Origin of the sequence: Pseudomonas sp. zfem001 (assembly GCF_032621725.1) — a bacterium.
Taxonomy (GTDB): domain Bacteria; phylum Pseudomonadota; class Gammaproteobacteria; order Pseudomonadales; family Pseudomonadaceae; genus Aquipseudomonas; species Aquipseudomonas sediminis.
The window spans coordinates 223,363-243,737 of the sequence record NZ_JAVYJI010000005.1 but is presented as its reverse complement, the minus strand read 5'-3'; the positions used below and the strand labels follow the sequence as shown (position 1 = coordinate 243,737).

Sequence of the window (20,375 nt, the reverse complement as noted above, 5' to 3'; positions counted from 1 at the left end):
ATTCGAATGTGTTTATGTTCACTTTCGAAAATATGCTAGACGAAGATGCGCAGCTTCGCTACCACGGCACGCGATTGCGCGCCGAGCGGTATTGAGGGATCGGGTTTGCTGTAGTTGTAGAGCGGGTGCAATCCGCCGATACGTTGCCGGCGGGTTGCACCCGCCCTACGCGATAGCCGTTGAGAGACTAGTCAAACCAGGTCGAGCTGAACCTTGTGGCTGTGCAGCAGGCGGGTGATGGCAGCCGACGGCGCGCAGTCGGTGAAGACGCGGTCGACCAGGGCGATGGAGCCCAGGCGCACTACAGCGTTGCGGCCGAACTTGCTGGAGTCGGCGGCGAGGAGGACCTGTCTGGCGTTGTCGATGATCGCCTGGGAAACCCGTACTTCCTGGTAGTCGAAGTCGAGCAGACTGCCGTCGTCGTCGATACCGCTGATGCCGACGATGGCGTAATCGACCTTGAATTGCTGGATGAAATCCACTGCGGCCTGGCCGACGATACCGCCGTCGCCGCGCACCGTGCCGCCGGCCACCAGCACCTCGAAGTCGGCCTTGGCGCTGAGCTGGGCGGCGACGTGCAGGTTGTTGGTGATGATCTTCAGACCCTTGTGGTTCTGCAGCTCGCGGGCGATGGCTTCGGTGGTGGTGCCGATGTTGATGAACAGCGAGGCGTGATCGGGGATTTGCGCGGCCACCGCCTCGGCGATGCGCTGTTTCTCCTCGCGCATCTGCCCTGCGCGCATGCCGTAGGCGGTGTTCTGAATGCTTGACGATTCGCAGGCCGCGCCGCCATGGGTACGGCGCAGCAGGCCGTGCTCGGCCAGCTGATTGATGTCGCGGCGAATGGTCTGCGGGGTCACGGCGAACGCCTGGGCCAGTTCGTCGATGCTGACGTAGCCGCGTTCACGGGCGAGGTTGAGAATGTCGTGCTGGCGCGGAGCGAGGTTCATGAGCGCTTCCTGTGATGGTCACTCATTATAGGGTGTGGCGGTGGTGGATTTGGGCCTGTTACTGTAAGGCATCTTTTATCGCGTTTTCACATTCGAACATGACTCCCGCAATCGATCTGTTGAAAAAGGCCAAGGTCGAACACCGCGTGCACAGCTACCAGCACGATCCCAAGGCGCCGTCCTACGGGCTGGAGGCGGCCGAGAAGCTGGGGCTGGCACCCGAGTGCGTGTACAAGACTCTGCTCGCCACGACCGAGAAGGGCGAGCTGCTGGTGGCGGTCGTGCCGGTGGCGGGCAGCCTCGATCTCAAGGCGCTGGCAGCAGCTGCGGGGGCGAAGAAAGCGGACATGGCCGACCCGGCGGCCGCACAGCGCGCCACCGGTTATCTGGTTGGCGGCATCAGCCCGCTGGGGCAGAAGAAGCGCCTGCGTACGTTTATCGACGAAAGTGCACGCCAGCATCCCACCATTCACGTCAGTGGTGGCCGGCGAGGGCTGGAGCTGGAGCTTTCGGCCGAGACCCTGGCGCAGCACACCCAGGGGCAGTTCGCCGCTATCGGCAAAGCCTGAAGCGAGCAGTATGCTGCCAGCAAAATAAGCCAGTCTGCAGTCAACTGCAGTGAATGCTTCCGATAACAACAAGGAATCTCGCATGACCCAATACCTGCTAGCCATCGACCAGGGCACCACCAGCTCCCGCGCCATCATCTTCAATGATCAGGGGCTGCCGGTTGCGCGTGCTCAGCAGGAGTTCAAGCAGTACTTCCCTCAGGATGGCTGGGTCGAGCACGACGGTGAGGAGATATGGTCCTCCACGCTCAAGGTTTGCCACGATGCCATTGCCAGCAGCGGTCTGCAGCCCGAGGCGATTGCCGCCATCGGCATCACCAACCAGCGCGAAACCACCCTGGTGTGGGATGCCGTCACTGGTACGCCCATCCATCCGGCCATCGTCTGGCAGGATCGTCGCACCGCCGACTATTGCGCCGGACTCAAGGAGCAAGGCCATGAGGCGGCGGTCTCGGCCAAGACCGGCCTGCTGATCGATCCGTATTTCTCCGCCACCAAGCTGCGCTGGATTCTGCATAACGTGCCGGGCGCTCGTGAGCGGGCCGAGCGCGGTGAGCTGCGCTTCGGCACCGTCGACAGCTTCTTGTTGTGGCGTCTGACCGATGGCAAGGTGCACCGCACCGACGCCAGCAATGCTTCGCGCACGCTGATGTTCAACATCCACACCCAGCAGTGGGACGAAGAGCTGCTCAAGCTGTTTGAGATCCCGGCCAGCCTGCTGCCCGAGGTGCTCGACTGCGCTGCCGAGTTCGGTCACACCGACAGCGCGCTGCTCGGCGCCAGTATTCCGGTGCTGGGCATGGCCGGTGACCAGCAGGCGGCCCTGATCGGCCAGGCCTGCTTCGAGCCGGGCATGGTCAAGAGCACCTACGGTACTGGCTGTTTCATGATCCAGAACACTGGCGATCAGCCGGTGAGTTCGAAGAACCGTCTGCTGACCACGGTCGGCTATCGCCTCGATGGCAAGGTCACCTACGCGGTGGAGGGCAGCATCTTCGTCGCGGGCGCGGCGGTGCAGTGGCTGCGTGACGGTATCAAGCTGATCAGCCATGCGCGCGAGAGCGAGGCGCTGGCCGAGGCCACCGGTGAAGCCTGCGGCGTCTACCTGGTGCCGGCATTCACCGGCTTGGGCGCGCCGTATTGGGACCCCAAGGCGCGCGGTGCCATCTTCGGCCTGACCCGCGATACCGGTATCAAGGAGATCGTCACCGCCGGCCTGCAGTCGGTGTGCTACCAGACCCGTGACCTGCTCGAAGCTATGCGCCAGGATGGGGCGGCGGCGCCTAGCGCCCTGCGTGTCGACGGCGGCATGGTAGAGAACAACTGGGTCATGCAGTTTCTCGCCGACATTCTCGGCGTCAGTGTCGAACGTCCGGAGGTCACCGAGACCACTGCGCTCGGTGTCGCCTATCTGGCAGGTCTGAAGTTAGGCCTGTACCAGGACCTGAACGCCATCGCCAGTCATTGGCATCGTCAGCAGCGTTTCGAGCCGCGGATGAACGATGCACATCGCGAACGCCTTTACGCTGGTTGGCTGGATGCGGTGAAGCGGGTGCGCAGCGAAGCGTGAGAACCCCCGTTCTGTTGGGCCGCATCGGCACTGGCGTGTTGTTGTCGCTGATACTGTGCAGCGGCCTGGCGCGGGCTGAGAAGCTGGTGATCGCTGGCGATCTCTGGTGCCCAATCAACTGTGCGGTAGATGCTGAGAAGCGCGGCATCTTCGTCGAGCTAGCCGAACAGATCTTTGCCGAGTCCGGCATTGAGGTGGAGTACCGCGTGATCAATTGGGCGCGCGCGGTGCACGATACCCGGCGCGGCAAGCTGGACGCGTTGATCGGCGCCGGGGTGCAGGATGCGCCGGACTTCATCTTCACGCCCACGGCGCCCGGTGTGTCGCGCATGTGCTTCTACGCCTCCCGCGGTGGTGCTTGGCGTTACCAGGGGCTGGATTCTCTGCAAAGCGTGCGCCTCGGCGCGATCAATGGTTACAGCTATGGCGCCGAACTCGACCTGTATCTGCGCAATCACCATGACCCGTCCCAGGTGCAGTTGATGACCGGTGATCATGCGCTGATCAGCAACCTGCGCAAGCTGCGCCACAGGCGCATCGATGCGCTGGTGGAGAATGCCTGGGTGATGCAGGCGCTGCTCAGTGAGCGCTATCTACATGGCGAGATCGTCGAAGTCGGCTGCCGGCAGCCGGATATTCCCATCTATCTAGCGTTCGCGCCGGGCCTGGCTGGTAGCCCGCGCTATGCCGAACTGTTCGAGCAGGGCCTGCAGCGCTTTCGCGAGGACGGGCGCCTGGATGAACTGTTACGGCGCTACGGCATCCGCTGAGGCGTACTGTTCGGGGAAAATACAGGCCCTCTGTACGTGGTTCGCCTGCGCTGAGCGCGGCATGCTCTGGTTCCCCTATCCTGATCAGGAATGCTTCATGCCTCTCGAATTTCACCAGATCGACGCGTTCACCGATCAGCCCTTCGCCGGTAATCCAGCCATCGTCTATCGCCTTGAGCGTTGGCTCGACGATTCACTGATGCAGCGCATCGCCGCTGAGCACAACCTGGCCGAGACCGCATTCGTGGTGAAAGAGGGCAGCGCCTGGCATATCCGCTGGTTCACTCCGGTCAGCGAGGTGCCGCTGTGCGGGCATGCCACCCTGGCGGCGGCCAAGGTGCTGTTCGACATCTATCAAGAATCTACCGAGGTATTGGATTTCACCTGCTTGTCTGGAGCACTGCAGGTCACCCGGCAGGGCGAACGTCTGCAATTGGATTTCCCGGTGCGGCGCGCGGAGTTGGTGACGCGGGAATTACACGACCAGACCGAGCGTGCGCTGGAGCGTCAGGTGGAGCAGGTACTGGCGTTGGGCAATGCTGATGGCAGCGTGCAGGAACTGATGGTGGTGCTGGAGTCCGAGGCCGAGCTCCGCGAGCTGAAGCCGAACCTGCCCGCGCTGGCCACCTTGCCGGGGCTTGGCGTGCTGGTCACGGCTGCCGGCGCCCAACATGACTTCGTTTCGCGCTACTTCGCGCCCAGTATCGGTATCGATGAAGACCCGGTCACCGGTTCGACCCACTGCATACTTATGCCCTATTGGGTCGAGCGTCTGGGCCGCAATACGCTCAGCGCTTTCCAGTGCTCGGCGCGTGGCGGCGAGCTGCTTTGTCGTCTGGAGGGTGAGCGGGTGAAGATCGCTGGCCACGCGCGGCATATCGCCAGTGGCCAGCTGATGCTCTGATCAGTTGCTGCTGACCCGGCGCACGCCAGCTGATTCGCTCAGCTGCAATTGCGCGGCGACGCTGCCAAGGGCCGGGAAGGCCACCAGGTGGTCGGCGGCGATGCGGATGCCCACCTCGTCGCCCGGCTGGTGATCGGCATGACTGGGAAAGATCGATTCCAGCTGGCTGCCGGTCGGTAGTTGCAGGCGGTAGAGCGTCGCTGCGCCGAGGAAGGTCTTGCCGACGATACGCGCCTTCAGTTCGCTGCTTTCGTCCGGGACGATGTCATCCGGGCGCAGTAATACGTCCACCGCGCTGCCCTGCGCCCAGGTATAGGCACGGTTGCCGCGGATCACCCCGAGTTCGGTCTGCACCGTTTCCGGGCTGAGCAGCTGGCCGCGGATGAAATAACCCTGGCCAATGAAGCTGGCGACGAAGGGCGTCAGCGGCTCGTGGTAGAGGTTGAACGGTGTGTCCCATTGCTCCAGGCGACCATTCTTGAACACGCCGACGTGGTCGCTGACGGCGAAGGCTTCTTCCTGATCGTGGGTCACCAGGATGGCGCTGGTGCCGCGCGTCTTGAGTATCTCGCGCACTTCATGGCTCAGGCGCCGACGAAGTTCGCCATCGAGGTTGGAGAAGGGCTCGTCGAGCAGCAGCAGCTTCGGCTCCGGTGCCAGGGCGCGGGCCAGGGCCACGCGTTGTTGCTGGCCGCCAGACAGTTCGTGGGGGTAACGTTTGGCCAGGTGCCCAAGCTTGACCAGCTCTAGTAATTCCTGGGTCACGCGCTCGGCATTGGCGTGCTTGCGAATGCCGAAGGCGACGTTCTCCGCCACGCTCAGGTGGGGGAAAAGGGCATAGTCCTGAAATACCATGCCGATCTGGCGCTTCTCCGGTGCCAGGGTGAAACCGGCGCGGGATATCACCTCGCCGTCGAGCTCGATCTCACCTTCGAGCACTGGCTCGAAACCGGCGATGGCGCGCAATGTGGTGGTCTTGCCGCAACCCGAGGGGCCGAGCAGGCAACCGATATCGCCCGGGTTGAGGTGCAGGTCGAGATCCTGCACCACCTTGTGGGCGTGGTAGCCGCAGTTCAGCCCGCGTAGCTGCAGCAGGGGCTGGCTCATGCGTGGTGGTACGCCGGTTCGACCAGCATCTCCAGCAGCGCCTTCTGTGCGTGCAGGCGGTTCTCGGCTTGATCCCATGCAACCGAGCGCGGGTCGTCGAGCAGGTCGAAGCTGATTTCTTCGCCGCGGTGCGCCGGCAGGCAATGCATGAACAGCACGTCTTCGGCGGCGGCGTCGAGCAGCTCGCGGGTGACCTGATAGGGGCGGAACAACGCCATGCGCTGCTCGGCCTCATCTTCCTGGCCCATTGAGGCCCATACGTCGGTGCTGACCAGATGCGCGCCGGCCACCGCTTCGCGCGGGTCACGCAGCACCTGCACACGCTCGCCGGCCTGGGCCAGGAAACGTGCGTCCGGCTCATAGCCAGCAGGGCAGGCGACCTTCAGCTGGAAGTCGAACTGCATCGCCGCTTCGATGTAGGAGTTGCACATATTGTTGCCATCACCGATCCAGGCCACCGTCTTGCCGGCGATGCTGCCGCGGTGTTCGAGGAAGGTCTGCATGTCGGCGAGCAACTGGCAGGGGTGCAGGTCGTCGGACAGGCCGTTGATTACCGGCACCTTGGACTTGGCGGCGAACTCGGTGAGGTTGCTGTGGGCGAAGGTGCGGATCATCACCGCATCGAGCATGCTCGACATGACGATGGCGGCGTCGCCAATCGGTTCGCCACGGCCCAGCTGGGTATCGCGCGGCGAGAGGAAGATGGCCTGGCCGCCGAGCTGGATCATGCCGGCTTCGAAGGACAGGCGGGTGCGGGTCGAGGCCTTCTCGAAGATCATGCCCAGCACGCGGTTCTTCAGCGGCTCGAAGAGTACGCCACTGTTGCGCAGATTCTTCAGCTCGATGCCTCGGCGGATCAGTCCCACCAGTTCGTCCGGTGTGTAATCCATCATCGAGAGAAAGTGTCTGACGCTCATCGTTAACTACCTTTATCACTACATTTCGCAAGCTTGCGTTCGGGGCTAAAACCGACAAAAACAGCAGAGCTTGCGGCAGGAGGCCGCAGGGTGCGACGAAACAGGGGAAGGCGCGATCCTATAAGGAAATGACGAGACGGCGCAAGTTAACGCCTACGGGCGCGCAGAATGATGTTTTACAAGCCTTTTTAGCCAAAGCGCTGGCGCCAGTGATATTGAACGCAGTCGTGCCAGGGGCCACGTACGTGGTGCTGCTGAATCGGCAGGCTTGATGCCTGTCGATTCATGAGGCGAACGCTGCTGGCGTCGCCTCCTCGCTCGGCCCATAGTTCATGACCTGCGACCTGACCGGTCGTCTCGGATCAGAACAAGAGGCCAGGCCATGACCAAGTCCCTCCATTACCGTGCATGCCATCTGTGCGAAGCCATCTGCGGCCTTGCCATCGAAACCGAAGCTCAAGCCGACGGCAGCACGCAGATTCGCTCGATCAAGGGCGATGCCCAGGACAGCTTCAGCCGCGGTCATATCTGCCCCAAGGCCGTTGCGCTGCAGGACATCCAGAACGACCCCGACCGTATCCGCCAGCCCATGCGCCGCATTGGCGAGCAGTGGCAGGCCATCGGCTGGGATGAGGCTTTTGAACTGGTAGCCGAGCGCCTGAGCGCGATCCAGTCCAAGCATGGACAGAACGCCGTGGCCGTGTATCAGGGCAATCCCAGCGTGCATAACTACGGGCTGATGACCCACAGCAACTACTTTCTGGGTCAGCTGAAAACCCGCAATCGCTTCTCCGCCACGTCGGTGGATCAGTTGCCGCACCACCTGACCAGCCATCTGATGTACGGCCACGGTCTGCTGATTCCGATTCCCGATATCGATCACACCGACTTCATGCTGATTCTGGGCGGCAACCCCTTGGCCTCCAACGGCAGCATCATGACTGTGCCGGATGTGGAGAAGCGCCTGAAGGCCATCCAGGCCCGCGGTGGCAAGCTGGTGGTGGTCGACCCGCGGCGCAGCGAGACCGCCGCCATCGCCGACCAGCACCTGTTCGTGCGCCCCGGTAGCGATGCCGCGCTGCTGCTGGCGCTGCTCAATACCCTGTTCGAGGAGGGCCTGACGCGCGACAGCCATCTGCCGGTAGAAGGGCTGGAGCAGGTGCGCGAAGCAATTGCCGGATTTGGTGCCGAGGCCATGAGCGCGCGCTGTGGCGTGCCGGCAGAAACCATCCGCCAACTGGCGCGGGATTTCGCCGCTGCGGACAAGGCCGTGTGTTACGGACGCATGGGCGTTTCCACCCAGGCGTTCGGCACCCTGTGCCAATGGCTGGTACAGATCATCAATCTGGTGACCGGCAACCTCGATCGTGCGGGCGGCGTGCTCTGCACCACGCCGGCGGTGGATCTGGTGGCAAGCACCTCGGGCGGGCATTTCAATCGCTGGCAGAGCCGGGTATCCGGCCTGCCGGAATACGGTGGCGAGCTGCCGGTTTCGGCGCTGGCCGAAGAGATGTTGACGCCGGGTGAGGGGCAGATCCGTGCCCTGGTCACGGTGGCCGGCAATCCGGTGCTGTCGACACCCAATGGGCGCCAGCTGGAGCAGGCGTTGGACGGCCTGGACTTCATGCTCTCGGTGGATTTCTACATCAACGAGACCACCCGTTACGCCGACCTGATTCTGCCGCCGACCGCGCCGCTGGAGCACGATCATTACGACACCACCTTCAATGTGTTCGCGGTGCGCAACGTCACCCGCTTCAACGAGGCAATCCTGGCCAAGCCGGAGGGTGCATTGCACGACTGGGAAATCTTCGTCGGTCTGGCCAGGGCGTTCGCGGCGCGCAATGGCCTTGAGCTGAAACCGACCATGGCGCCTGAGCAGATGATCGACATGGGCCTGCGTTTCGGCCCCTATGGTGATCGCAGTGAGCGCAAGCTCAGTCTGGCTGCATTGCGTGAGCATCCGCATGGCGTCGACCTGGGGCCGTTGCAACCGAACCTGGGCGCGCGCCTGAAAACGCCGAGCAAGGCCGTGCAGGTTGCCCCTGAGCTGCTGCTCGCCGATCTGGCACGCTTCGCCGAACAGCAGCAACCGGCCGCCCATGAACTATTGTTGATCGGCCGTCGTCACGTGCGCAGCAACAACTCCTGGATGCACAACTATCACCGTCTGGTGAAGGGCAAGCCGCGTCATCAGTTATTGATGAACCCCGCGGACCTGGCCAGTCGTGGTTTGGCCGATGGTCAGCGCGTCAGTGTGCGCTCGCGGGTTGGCAGCATCGAGGTGGAGGTGGCCGCCAGCGATGAGGTGATGGCTGGCGTGGTCAGCCTGCCCCATGGCTGGGGGCATGCCCGCCCTGGCGTGCAGATGGACATTGCGTGTGCCCAGCCGGGTGCCAGCGCCAACGACCTGACCGACGAGCGCCAGCTCGATGCGCTGTCCGGTAATGCCGTGCTCAATGGTGTGCCAGTGGAGGTGGTGGCTGCGTAACGACCTGCTGCGCGTCGGCCCTGCTGCGTTAAAAACAGGCTCGGAAAGCCGCTTGCGGCTAACGCGCTTTAGCGCGGCCCGAAGGGCGAACGAAGTGAGTACTGCTCATTTACAACTCGTAAACTCCGCGCCCTCGCCTGTTTTTGCCTTGCATGTCTCTAGCTCGCGAGGTCGTAAGCAGGTCTAGGGAGGACGGCAAGGCCGAGCATTACGCTCGGTTTTTCGCTACAATCGCGCCACCGTGGCGACCGTCGGGTCGCGAAGTCTATGCTGAGGTGCCCCATGGATATCATCGAAACCATCAAAGAGCAGATCGCCAACAACACCGTTCTGCTGTACATGAAAGGCTCGCCCAACGCGCCGCAGTGTGGCTTCTCGGCCCGTGCTGCTCAGGTCGTGATGGGCTGCGGCGAGAAGTTCGCCTACGTCGACATCCTGCAGAACCCGGAAATCCGCGCCAACCTGCCGAAGTACGCCAACTGGCCGACCTTCCCGCAGCTGTGGGTCGGCGGTGAGCTGGTCGGCGGTAGCGACATCCTCACCGAGATGTACGAGAAGGGCGAGCTGCAGACCCTGATCAAGGATGCTGTGGGTAAGGCCGACGCCTGATCACTGCATTTGCAAAAAAAGAACCCGCCTAGGCGGGTTCTTTCGTTTCTGCCATCTGCTGCCTACTTCTGCAGCCACTGGCCGTTCAGCTGGATGAACTGGCCCTTGGGCGTGCGCTCGATGGCCTTCTTGCCGGCGATGGCTTCCACGTCGTTCAGGCTGATGCCGTTGTCCTGCGCGACCTTCTGGTATTCGGCGCGCCGCGCCTGGTTGATCAGCCGGGCGATTTCATCGGCCTGGCCGCCGGCCTTGACCACGCCCAGATAGCCGTTGGGTTGCTCGCCGAGCTGGCCGGTGGCCTTGGCGTCGCCCAGCGCGCTCATGGCCTGGTTGAGGTTCAGTGCGTAGGCCGGCAGGCTGAGGGTGAGTGCCAGCAGCAGGGTCGAAATGTATCGAATCATCGTCTCTCTCCGTAGGACCTGTTCATGCCGAAACAGTGGGCTCAAAACAGACCGCTGCCTTCGCTAAATACACTGTCCAGCGCCTTGTCCACCTTGATGTAGATTTCGTGCTCGACCTTGACGTTCAGATTGATGTTGATCGGTTCGTTCGGCATCGCCAGTTGTACCGTTGGGGTACAGGCCTGGCACAGCAGCCCCAGGCTCAGGACTGCGAGGAGGCGGTACGTGCGCATGGCGCTACTCCTTTGATTCTTGGGGGACACGCTGGCGCATCCATTGCTGAATCCGTTGCTGGATGATGCCACTCACCTTGTCGGTCAATTGCAGGCTGGCCAGCAAGGCCGGAATGTCTTCTTCCAGATTGATATTGAAGTGGATGGGGCGGCCTTTCTCGATGGCCGGGTTCTGTCCATGCAGGCGCATGCCTAGCTGCAGTGTGCCGGACTGATCATAGTCGACGCTACTGCTGAGCAGATCGTAGTGGAAGTCCTCCAGTGCGTCGGTGACCAGCTTCATACCCGGGTTGGCCTGGCCCATGGCGCGAATGCGCGGCGAGTGAAAGCTCAGTTGCCCTCCTGGCGGCCTGGCTTCGATCAGGCCCTGTTCGATGCTGATGGCGCCGCCCAGGCGCAGCGGCAAGGTGCCGTCGATCAGCCCATTGCCGGCGAGCCCTTCGGCTGGATAGACGCGAAACAGCTCCTGCAGATCCAGGCCGCTGAGCTTCAGTGGCAGCAACTGGCTGGGGCGATCCAGTGCCCAGGTCGCTGGTTCCAGGCTCAGGCTGCCGCCAAGGATGCCCAGTTCCGCGCGTTGATGGCTGAAGCTGCCGGCCAGAGGGCGTTGCAGGCTGGCCTGATAACTGGCCTGCAGTTGCAAAGGGCCTAGGGCGATACCGGGGTCGAGCTGTTTCGCGCTCAGGCTCGGCAGCTCCAGTGTCAGGCGCTCGCCCGCGAGGCGCAGGTGCAATTCGGCGTCCACACCGCTCAGCGTGCTGCGGTCATAGATGCCGGCCAGGCCTTTGCCGCTGAGCTTCGCCCTCAGTTGCACGGGCTTGCCAGTGGGCAGGCTGAGGCTGGCGTCGGCCTGGATACGGCCGTTGTCCAGCGTCAACAGCGGCGGCCAGCTCGCTAGCGTATGGGCCAGCGGGTTGCCTGCGCGCAGGAAGAGTTCATCGACTGTGGCGTTCAGCCCCAGTGCATCGGCGGTGTTGTTCAGGCGCAGTGCCATGCTCAGCCCCGAGTCCGCCAGCAATGCACCATCGAGTTTCTGGCTGGCGCTGTCGGCCTCAAGTCGGCCTTGCCATTGCCAGCCCTGCGCCTGCAGTTGCGGGTGTTGCAGGCTCTGTATGCGCAGCGTCAGCGGCCCGGACAGCATGGGTGAGCGTGGCGCGCCAGCAAGGTCGAGACCGGCGAGTGTCAGTTGAGCCTGCAGCAGCTCCAGATCGCTGCTGCGCAGACTCTTGATGGCCAGGCGAGAGGTGTCGGTGGTCTTGAATTGCACCTGCTGCGTGGTTGCACTGCCAGTCAGGCCCAGGTTCAGGTGCAGGCCATCGGCACGGCTGTCTGCCAGATCCGTGCGCTTGCTGCGGGCGTCGAGTTGCAGTTGGCGGACGTTCAGCGACCAGTCAGGCGATTGGTGCAGAGCGAGCTCGGCATTTGCTTGCAGCTCGAGTGCTCCCTGGCCGGATAGCTTCAGTTGCACGGTCAGTTCGTTGTCGAGGCTGCCCTGCAGTGGCGTGAGCTGCATCTGTAACTTGTGGGGGCGCAGGCCGCTTGGCAGGGCGGACAGCCAGGATGCGTCCTGCGTGTCGAGCTGCAGATTGCCGTGCAGCTTGCGTGCTTGCCAGGTGTCGCTGGTGTTGAGCAGGTCGAGCTCCAGTTCGCCGCTGATCATGCCGACGCCAGGCAGCGGCCAGGGCTGCGGCAGCTGGGCATCGACACGCAACCATCCCGGCGCGGCCAGCAGCTCGCCGAGCTGGCGGGTGGTCTGCGGCAACTGCAGTTGCCACTGAGCGATGATGCCGGCTTGCTGCGGCGTTGCGGGCAGGTTGGCTGCGTCGAGTGGGGTCCATTCGCTCAGCCAGGCGCCGACCCAGGCGATCTCCTGCAGAGGGGCGAGCAGCAGGTTGCCAGACCACTGCAACGCATCGCCCTGGGCGAGCACATCGCTGTGCAGCTCCATCTGCTGCTGGTCGTCGAGGTGCAGGCTCATCTCCAGCTGGCGTGTGCTGTCCGGCGTACTGTCCAGACCCTGCAGGCGCGCATGTAGCCGTGCACTGTGCGTCTCACGCTCAAGTTGCAGGTGCAATTGCAGTGCATCGTCCAGGTGCTGCAGGCTGAGGTTGCCGTCGAGCGTGCATTGACCGCCATGGCAAGGCAGCTGCGCGTGGGCGTCGCGTACGTCGATCTGTCGTGGCAGCCATGGCAGGGTGTTGAGCGTGCGCTCGACGAGGGCGCCGAGGTCACTGTCGGTCTGGTTTTGCGCCGCTGCTGGTGCGGGTTGCCAGACAACTTGCAGGCCTCGGGCAAGCAGGCGATAGCGCGGCGCCTCGCTGGCCAGCCACTCGAGTTGCAGTTGGCTGGCCTGTGCACGCAACTCACCGCTCTGACCCTGGGTCATACGCACATCGTGCAGCTGCACGCCGCGCCAGGACAGGCTCAGGCGTTGCCAGTCCAGCGCGATGTGCTGCTCCTCGAGCAGTTGTTGCACGCGGTAGCCGGCATAGCAGGCGAGTAGCGACAACACTGCCAGAGTCGCTACGCAGATGCTCAGCCAGAAACGCCGGCGGCTCATGAGTTCTCCTTGCCAGATGCCGTGCAGGGGACGGTACCCCATGCTCGGGTGGGTGCCAAGCAGCTTTCCGTGCTATTGTGTGTTTACAGCTTTTGTTGATTTATTTGTTCTAAACACGCGTAGGAGGACATGATGAGTGCAGTGACTCGCAGCCAGCCTGACGCCGATGCGGTACTGGCCAAGGCCTTGCTCAATACCCGTGAGCACCTGGGGCTGACCCAGCAGGAGTTGGCCGATATCGTCGGCGTCCATCGCAGTGCCATCAGCCGCTGGAACGAGCAGGGCGGTTTGCGCCCGCAAAGCAAGACCGGCGAACTGGCCCTGCTGCTGATTCGCGCCTACCGCGCGTTGTTCGCCCTGTTTGGCGGCAATCAGCAGGACATGCGCCATTTCCTGCGCACCGAGAATCGCCATCTGGCTGGCGTACCGCTGCAGCAGATGAGTCAGGTGCAGGGGTTGGTGCGTGTCGTCGAGTATCTGGACGCCATTCGCGGCAAGGTCTGAGAGCTTGCTCAAAGCCTGCTGCGCGTCGGCCCTGCTGCGTTAAAAACAGGCTCGGTAGGCTGTTTACGGCCAACGCACGTTAGTGCGGTCCCGAAGGGGCGAGCGCAGCGAGTCATGCGAATGTACAAAAGTACAGTCGCCCGCGACTCCGACCGTTCCTTGCCTATTTTTGCCTTGCACGGCTCTAGCTCGCGATGCTTTGAGCAGGCTCTGCGCTTTAAGGAGGTATCGCCATGGACATCTGGCAACTATGCGACGGCGAGCGGCAGGTGCGACCGCTGCGCGGCAAGCTGTTGCGCATGGTGGAGAGTCAGGCGCAGGTCGCGACTCTGCAACTGGTGGATACCCTCGCCGAGCAGGCCTTGCTCGAGGAGTTGCTCGAGAACAGCAAACCGCCGCTGCCGGAGGCTACCGAGCCACTGCACTATCTGTTGAAGACGCCGTTTCGTTATCCACCGCTGCGCTGGGGTTCGCGCTTCGGCACCGTACACGAACCCAGCCTGTTCTACGCCGCCCAGCGCCTGGAAACGGCGATGGCTGAGGCTGCCTACTACCGTTTCGTCCTGTGGAACGGCATGGCCACTGCGCCGCCCAGTGGCCGCATCCTCTCCGAGCATTCCACCTTCGAGGCGCGTTATCGCGTCGAACGCGGTATCCAGTTGCACAAGCCACCCTTCGAGGGGCATGGCGTCCTGTTGGCTCACCCTAGCGACTACAGCGTGCCCCAGCGCCTCGGTGCGGCGATGCGTGCAGCGGGCATCCAGGCCTTCGAGTACCGCTCGGCTCGCTGCCCGGATGGTGGCAGCAATGTCGCGCTCTACGTGCCGGCTGCGTTTGCGGAAAAGCGCCCGCGCAATCTGACCGCCTGGTTGTGTGAAACCACGGGTGAGTACGTAGCGTTCAAGCATGCGCAAACGCCGGATCAACCGCGGCTGTTTCACTGGGAGCAGTTTCTGGTGCAAGGGCAATTGCCTCACCCCGCGTAAAGCCTGCGCTGGTGCGGTAGATGCCCCGAAACAGAGCGCTGCGCGGATCTGTCGCAGGGAGTTGTGCACAATGCTGAAGCAGGCTGTCACATCACTGTCAGAAACGCCGCTAACCGCTTGATTTTCCGTGGTTGATTTTTAAGTCAATGAAAAATATGCACTTTTTTCGTTGGTGAAAAAATCGACAGTTTGACTGCGAGCCCCATGGCATCAGGCCTGTGAGTTCTTTCGCCCAAGTTGTGCACGGAGTTATCCACAGCTTCTGTGGATTGTGAGGGAACTCTTTCTAGCAGCTGCAATCGATCTGGCAGGCAAGGCTTTACCTTCGAGAAAAAAGGAGTAGAGTGGCGCGCCCCGGCAGTCACCCCCTCTGTATTTATGCCTCGCGCTTTACCTGCTTCATCCTCTGCGACCCGTCCCGGTTCTTCTCGTCTGCCCATGCGCGTTGCGCTGTGGCTGCTCGACAGCCCGCGTCTGGGGCAAACCCCTAGTGTCAAACGCATCGCCGGCAACCTGCTCAAGCAGCCTGCGCGCAAGGGCTGTGTCCAGGCACAAAGCCGGTTGGGCCAACTGCTCTGCCGCGACTGCGGTAATACCCGTGATCGCCGCATCGGTTATGAGCTGCTACGCCAGGCAGCGCGCGCGGGCGACCGTGGCGCTCAGCTGGAGCTGGAGCGTCTTTCACGCTGAGTGCGTGCTGGCCCCGTGTAAATCGCCGGCGGGTATACTGCACGGCGGTCAAACATGGAGCGTCTATGCCAATCGATCCCCTCTCTCTCGCTATCGGCATCGCCGTTGCGCTGGTTCCGCTATTGGCCGGCCTTTGGTCCTTGCAGCGCAGGCTGGCTCGCGAGCAAGGCGAACAGGCGTTGCTGCAGGAGCGCCTGGAGCATGCACAGCTCAGCCAGACCGGTTTGCTGGCGCAACTCGATGATTGTCGAGCCGAGTTGGCCGAGGTCAGCGAGATCAAGGTGGAGCAGCAAACCGAGTTGGCCGGTTTGCGGCGTGAGAATGAGCTGCTGCAGCAGGAGCGGCAGATTGCCCGCGAGGCCGCGCAGTCGTGGAATCAGCAGCGCGAGCGCAACGAAGCTGAATTGCGTCGGCTCACCGCCGAGTGTGCGGCACTGGCTGCCGAGCTGCAGGAAAACCGCGACAACCAGCAGCAGCGTCTTGATGATCTGCAGGGCGCGCGCAACGAGCTGCGCGCCCAGTTCTCCGAACTGGCAACGAAGATCTTCGATGAGCGCGAGCAGCGTTTCGCGGAGACCAGCCAGCAGCGCCTCGGCCAGTTGCTCGACCCACTCAAGGAGCGCATCCAGGCGTTCGAGAAGCGCGTCGACGAGAGTTATCAACAAGAAGCGCGTGAGCGTTTTTCCCTGAACAAGGAGTTGCAGCGCCTGCAGCAGCTCAATCAGCGCCTGGGCGACGAGGCGACCAATCTGACCCGTGCACTCAAGGGCCAGAAGACTCAGGGCAACTGGGGCGAGTTGGTGCTGGAGCGGGTGCTGGAGCATGCCGGCCTGGAGAAGGGGCGTGAGTACCACACCCAGGTCAGCCTCAAGGGCGCTGGTGGGGAGCGTTTTCAGCCTGACGTGCTCATCCGCCTGCCGGGCGACAGGCAGGTGATCGTCGATGCCAAGGTCAGCCTCAGCGCTTACCAGCAGTATGTCGCGGCAGTGGACGAACCGATTCGCCAGCAGGCGCTCAAGCAGCACCTGGTCTCGCTACGCAGCCACCTCAAGGGCCTGTCCGGCAAGGACTATCAGCGTCTCGAAGGTTTGCACAGTCTGGATTTCGTGCTGCTCTTCGTGCCCATCGAGGCGGCCTTCGCCGCGGCGCTGCAGGCCGAGCCGGACCTGTTCCAGGAGGCTTTCGAGCAGCAGGTGGTGATCGTCAGCCCGACCACCTTGCTGGCTACCCTGCGGGTGATCGACAGCCTATGGCGCCAGGAGCGTCAGGGCCAGAACGCCCGCGAGATTGCCGAGCGCGCCGGCCAGCTGTACGACAAGTTCGTTGCCTTTGTCGCCGATCTGGATGAGATGGGCAGCCGTCTGCAGCAATTGGACAAGGCTTACGCCAGTGCCCGCAACAAGCTGGTGGACGGTCGTGGCAACCTCATTGGCCGTGTGGAAAATCTCAAGCTGCTGGGCGCCCGCGCCAGCAAGAGCCTGCCAGGCGAGCTGCTCGAGCGCTCCGCTGATCTGCCTGCACTGGATGAGCTGGGCGAGTAAGCGGACACCGCATGACGCGCCGGTGAAACGCTCAGCAGTGGTTACAAGGGCGCAAGCCACCGGCCAAGATACGGCTAGCCACGCAGTGTCAGGTGGCGACTGAGCAATGCCCGCAGGGCCGCAGGCTTGACCGGTTTGGGCAGGTAGTCGAGGCCGGCGGCATGGACCTCGGCGACCAGTTCCGGGCGGCCGTCAGCGCTGATCACCACGCCCGGTACTGGCTCGCCCAGGCGCGTGCGGAGCCAGGCCATCAGTTCGGTGCCGGTTTCGCCCTCGTCGAGGTGGTAGTCGATCAGCGCCAGTTGCGGGCGTACGTCCTCGCTGAGCAGGTGCTCGCACTCCAGGCGATTGCGCGCCGTCCACACTTGGCAGCCCCAGCGCGAGAGCAGGCTGTACATGCCGGTGAGAATGCTGTCCTCGTTATCGATGCAGATCACCTGGGTGCCCTGCAAGGGCTGGCCATCGACTGCCGGTAAGGCTGGGCCTTGCTGCTTCGGCGCCGGTTTTCTCGCCAGCGGTACGCTGACGCTGAACACGCTGCCTTTACCTGGCCAGGAGCGCACTTCCAGGCGGTGGGAGAGTACGCGGCACAGGCCGTCGGCAATCGCCAGGCCCAAACCCAGGCCTTTCTCGGCGCGGGTCTGGTGGCTGTCGAGGCGCTTGAACTCCTCGAAGATCACCTTGCGCTTGTCCTCGGGGATACCCATGCCGCGGTCCCAGACTTCCAGGCGCAATTGATTGCCTTCACGGCGTACTCCCAACACCACGCGGCCCTTGGCGTAGCGGAAGGCGTTGGTCAGGAAATTCTGCAATACCCGGCGCAGCAGTTTGATATCACTGTCGATCCATTGCCGACTGCCGCGTACGCGCAGGTCGATACCCTGTTCGGCAGCCAGCACGCCGAACTCGGCGGCGAGGGTGTCGAACAGGCTGGAGAGGGCGAAGGCGTGACGGTCTGGCGTGATCCTACCGTTTTCCAGGCGCGAGATATCCAGCAGGTCGGTAATCAGGTCCTCGGCCGAACGCAACGAGCTGTCCAGGTGCCGGACCAGTTCCTGGGCCTCGTTTGGCAGGGCGTCATCCTGGTGGGCCAGCGCCGCGGAGAACAGCCGGGCTGCATTGAGCGGTTGCATCAGGTCATGGCTGACCGCGGCGAGGAAGCGCGTTTTCGACTGGTTGGCGGCTTCGGCGTGCGCCTTGGCTTCGGTCAGTGCCTGGTTCAGCTTCGACAGCTCATGGGTACGTTCGGCAACCCGTCGTTCGAGGCTTTCGTTGGCGTCCTTGAGTGCGCGCTCGGCTTCGCGGAATTCGGTGATGTCGGTGAAGCTCATGACGAAACCACCGCCCGGCATGGGATTGCCGATCAGCTCGATCACCCGGCCGTTGGGGAATACCCGCTCATAGCTGTGAGCGGTACCCTGGCGCATCCAGTACAGGCGCTTGGCGACGTTCTCCTCCAGATCGCCGCTGCCCAGCATGCCACGCTCGGCATTGAAGCGAATGATCTCGGCAATGGGGCGCCCTACGTAGATCAGGCCCTCGGGGTACTCGAACAATTCCAGGTAACGGTGGTTCCAGGCCACCAGACGCAGGTTCTGGTCGACCACGCTGATGCCCTGGGTGATGTTCTCGATCGCACCCTGCAGCAAGGCGCGGTTGAACTGCAGTACCTCGCTGGCCTCGTCGACGATGCGTACCACATCCTCGACCTGCATCTCGCGGCCTTCGATGGCGGCCTTGACCACTGCGCGGGTCGAGGATGCGCCCAGCACGCCAGCGAGCAGACGTTCGGTGTGGGCGATCCACTCACTATTGGCCGGCTGGTTGGGATCGAAGTCCTTGCCTTTGCCCTGTCGCAGGGCGAAGCGATTGAAGCTCTGGCGTGCGCGTTCTTCGCCGACGAAACGGCTGGACAGCATCAGCAAATCGGCCACCTGCACTGCCAGCAGGCTGCGGTTGCTGGGTTTGGTGCCCAGGTCATGGCCGATGAAGCGCCCGGCCTGCCAATGCTCGGAAACTCGGGTTCGAGAGAACCAGGAAACCCAGGCGAACAGCAGCATGTTGCCAGCCAGTGACAGCACCACGCCGCGCGTCAGCGGGTCGACCTGCAGGCCGATGGGGGCGTAGAGCAGGGCGGTGAGCCCGGGGAAGCTGTCCAGCGACCAACCCATGCCACGTGCCGCCAGCGGCAGCACCAGGGTGTAGAACCAGAGCATGGCGCCGAAGATCAGGCCAGCGAATACGCCGCGGCGGTTGGCTTGCTTCCACACCAAGGCGCCGAACATGGCGGGGGCCAGTTGGCCAATGGCGGCAAACGACACCTGGCCAATGGTGGCCAGGCTGGCGCCTTCGCCGAGCAGGCGATAGCAGACGTAGGCCAGTAAGAGGATCAGCACGATGCTGACCCGGCGCGCGGTGAGCATCCAGTGACGGAAAGCCTCGAACGGCCGCTCGGTACTCTGCCGACGCAACAGCCAGGGAAGCAGCATATCGTTGGATATCATGGTCGACAGCGCCACCGAAGCGACGATCACCATGCCGGTGGCGGCCGAGGCGCCGCCGATGAAGGCTAGTACCGCCAGGCCCGGATGGGCTTCGGCCAGGGGCAGGCTGATCACGAAGGAGTCCGGTGTCACGCCTGCTGGCAGCAGCATCTGTCCGGCGAGGGCGATGGGCACGACGAACAGCACGGCCAGCACCAGATAGGCCGGGAATACCCAGCGCGCCAGGCGCAGGTCCTTGGGTTCGATGTTCTCCACCACGGTGACGTGGAACTGCCGCGGCAGGCAGACGATGGCAATCATCGCCATGCCGGTCTGCACCAGCATGGCCGGCCAGTTCACCGCTTCGTTCCAGAAGTCATCCAGCTCGGCGGTGTTGTGCGCCTGCTCCAGCAGGTCGTTGAAACCGTTGTACAGGCCGAAGGTGACGAAGGCGCCCACGGCGAGGAAGGCCAGCAGCTTGACCAGCGACTCGAAGGCAATCGCCAGCACCATGCCGCGATGGTGCTCGGTGACGTCGAGGTTGCGGGTGCCGAATAGAATGGTGAACAACGCCAGGGCCAGTGACACGATCAGCGCGGTGTCCTGGGCGCTGGTACCGGTGTCCTGGGCATGAACGCCGATCAGCAGGTTGACCCCGAGCACGATGCCCTTGAGTTGCAGGGCGATATAGGGCAACACACCGACCAGGCAGATCAGCGCCACGACGATGGCCAGCGACTGCGACTTGCCGTAGCGCGCGGCGATGAAGTCGGCGATGGAGGTGATGTTCTCCTGCTTGCTGATCATCACCATCTTCTGCAGTACCCAGGGCATGGTCAGCAGCAGAATGATCGGGCCCAGGTAGATCGGCAGGAACGACCACAACTGTTCGGCGGCTTGGCCGACGGCGCCGAAGAAGGTCCAGCTGGTGCAGTAGACGGCCAGCGACAGCGAGTACACCCAGGCACGAATCTTCGGCGGCATGGGCGCGCTGCGACGGTCGCCATAGAAAGCGATGGCGAAAAGAATGGTCATGTAGATCAGGGCGACCGCGGCGATCAACCCGGGGGACAACGACATGCAGACTCCG

The 20,375-nt window shown here is 63.2% G+C and carries 17 protein-coding genes; 10 read left to right on the top strand and 7 right to left on the bottom strand.

All coding sequences use genetic code 11. The features are described from left to right. Window positions 1–191: 191 nt before the first annotated feature. On the bottom strand, window positions 192–950 hold the full coding sequence (locus tag RTH74_RS17540; RefSeq protein WP_316915487.1) for a DeoR family transcriptional regulator: 759 nt from the start codon (window positions 948–950) through the stop codon (window positions 192–194). A 98-nt stretch (window positions 951–1,048) separates the two neighbouring features. Here RTH74_RS17540 and ybaK point away from each other — a divergent pair, with 98 nt between their 5' ends. The 4 genes from ybaK (at window position 1,049) to RTH74_RS17520 (ending at window position 4,763) form a co-directional block, all read left to right on the top strand. After that, entirely contained in the window at window positions 1,049–1,519 is a 471-nt protein-coding gene (gene ybaK, locus RTH74_RS17535; protein ID WP_316915486.1) for a Cys-tRNA(Pro) deacylase, read from the top strand. Between the two features lie 82 nt (window positions 1,520–1,601). Further along, on the top strand, window positions 1,602–3,089 hold the full coding sequence (gene glpK, locus RTH74_RS17530) for a glycerol kinase GlpK (RefSeq protein WP_316915485.1): 1,488 nt from the start codon (window positions 1,602–1,604) through the stop codon (window positions 3,087–3,089). Continuing rightward, window positions 3,086–3,859: a transporter substrate-binding domain-containing protein gene (locus RTH74_RS17525; protein ID WP_316915484.1), complete on the top strand. Its 774-nt coding sequence runs from the start codon at window positions 3,086–3,088 to the stop codon at window positions 3,857–3,859. The genes glpK and RTH74_RS17525 overlap by 4 nt, the downstream gene beginning before the upstream one ends. Window positions 3,860–3,956: 97 nt before the next feature. Further along, on the top strand, window positions 3,957–4,763 hold the full coding sequence (locus tag RTH74_RS17520; protein ID WP_316915483.1) for a PhzF family phenazine biosynthesis protein: 807 nt from the start codon (window positions 3,957–3,959) through the stop codon (window positions 4,761–4,763). Here the strand turns inward: RTH74_RS17520 and RTH74_RS17515 are convergent, their stop codons facing one another. Next, window positions 4,764–5,870, bottom strand: coding sequence for an ABC transporter ATP-binding protein (locus RTH74_RS17515; protein ID WP_316915482.1), 1,107 nt, complete (start codon window positions 5,868–5,870; stop codon window positions 4,764–4,766). Continuing rightward, window positions 5,867–6,787, bottom strand: a complete 921-nt coding sequence (argF, locus tag RTH74_RS17510) for an ornithine carbamoyltransferase (protein ID WP_125880606.1) — start codon at window positions 6,785–6,787, stop codon at window positions 5,867–5,869. Before argF ends, RTH74_RS17515 begins: the two co-directional genes overlap by 4 nt. A gap of 382 nt (window positions 6,788–7,169) precedes the next feature. Between argF and RTH74_RS17505 the strand changes: the two genes are divergently transcribed. Beyond that, window positions 7,170–9,278, top strand: a complete 2,109-nt coding sequence (locus tag RTH74_RS17505; RefSeq protein WP_316915481.1) for a molybdopterin oxidoreductase family protein — start codon at window positions 7,170–7,172, stop codon at window positions 9,276–9,278. A gap of 282 nt (window positions 9,279–9,560) precedes the next feature. Further along, complete coding sequence (grxD, locus tag RTH74_RS17500; RefSeq protein ID WP_074682640.1) at window positions 9,561–9,887, top strand: Grx4 family monothiol glutaredoxin; 327 nt, start codon at window positions 9,561–9,563, stop codon at window positions 9,885–9,887. 62 nt (window positions 9,888–9,949) lie between these two features. On the opposite strand, the gene RTH74_RS17495 is transcribed toward grxD, so the two are convergent. From RTH74_RS17495 to RTH74_RS17485, 3 genes are read right to left on the bottom strand one after another with little or no spacing between them, the layout of a single operon-like run. Continuing rightward, a complete protein-coding gene (locus RTH74_RS17495; protein WP_316915480.1) occupies window positions 9,950–10,288 on the bottom strand; it encodes a YdbL family protein in 339 nt (112 codons plus the stop codon). A 41-nt stretch (window positions 10,289–10,329) separates the two neighbouring features. Next, entirely contained in the window at window positions 10,330–10,521 is a 192-nt protein-coding gene (locus RTH74_RS17490; protein WP_099525739.1) for a YnbE family lipoprotein, read from the bottom strand. Window positions 10,522–10,525: 4 nt separating this feature from the next. Further along, on the bottom strand, window positions 10,526–13,081 hold the full coding sequence (locus RTH74_RS17485) for an intermembrane phospholipid transport protein YdbH family protein (protein ID WP_316915479.1): 2,556 nt from the start codon (window positions 13,079–13,081) through the stop codon (window positions 10,526–10,528). Between the two features lie 132 nt (window positions 13,082–13,213). Between RTH74_RS17485 and RTH74_RS17480 the strand changes: the two genes are divergently transcribed. The 4 genes from RTH74_RS17480 to rmuC all read left to right on the top strand — a co-directional run bounded on the left by RTH74_RS17480 (window position 13,214) and on the right by rmuC (window position 16,802). Next, window positions 13,214–13,585, top strand: coding sequence for an antitoxin Xre/MbcA/ParS toxin-binding domain-containing protein (locus RTH74_RS17480; protein ID WP_099525737.1), 372 nt, complete (start codon window positions 13,214–13,216; stop codon window positions 13,583–13,585). Between the two features lie 233 nt (window positions 13,586–13,818). Further along, complete coding sequence (locus tag RTH74_RS17475; RefSeq protein WP_316915478.1) at window positions 13,819–14,571, top strand: RES family NAD+ phosphorylase; 753 nt, start codon at window positions 13,819–13,821, stop codon at window positions 14,569–14,571. Window positions 14,572–15,009: 438 nt separating this feature from the next. Then, window positions 15,010–15,261, top strand: a complete 252-nt coding sequence (locus RTH74_RS17470; protein ID WP_013716752.1) for a sel1 repeat family protein — start codon at window positions 15,010–15,012, stop codon at window positions 15,259–15,261. 179 nt (window positions 15,262–15,440) lie between these two features. After that, window positions 15,441–16,802, top strand: coding sequence for a DNA recombination protein RmuC (gene rmuC, locus RTH74_RS17465; RefSeq protein WP_316915602.1), 1,362 nt, complete (start codon window positions 15,441–15,443; stop codon window positions 16,800–16,802). Between the two features lie 74 nt (window positions 16,803–16,876). Here rmuC and RTH74_RS17460 read toward each other — a convergent pair whose 3' ends face one another. Next, window positions 16,877–20,365 carry a PAS domain-containing hybrid sensor histidine kinase/response regulator gene (locus tag RTH74_RS17460; RefSeq protein WP_316915477.1) on the bottom strand — a complete coding sequence of 1,163 codons (3,489 nt, stop codon included), beginning with the start codon at window positions 20,363–20,365 and terminating at the stop codon, window positions 16,877–16,879. Between the last annotated feature and the right edge of the window lie 10 nt (window positions 20,366–20,375).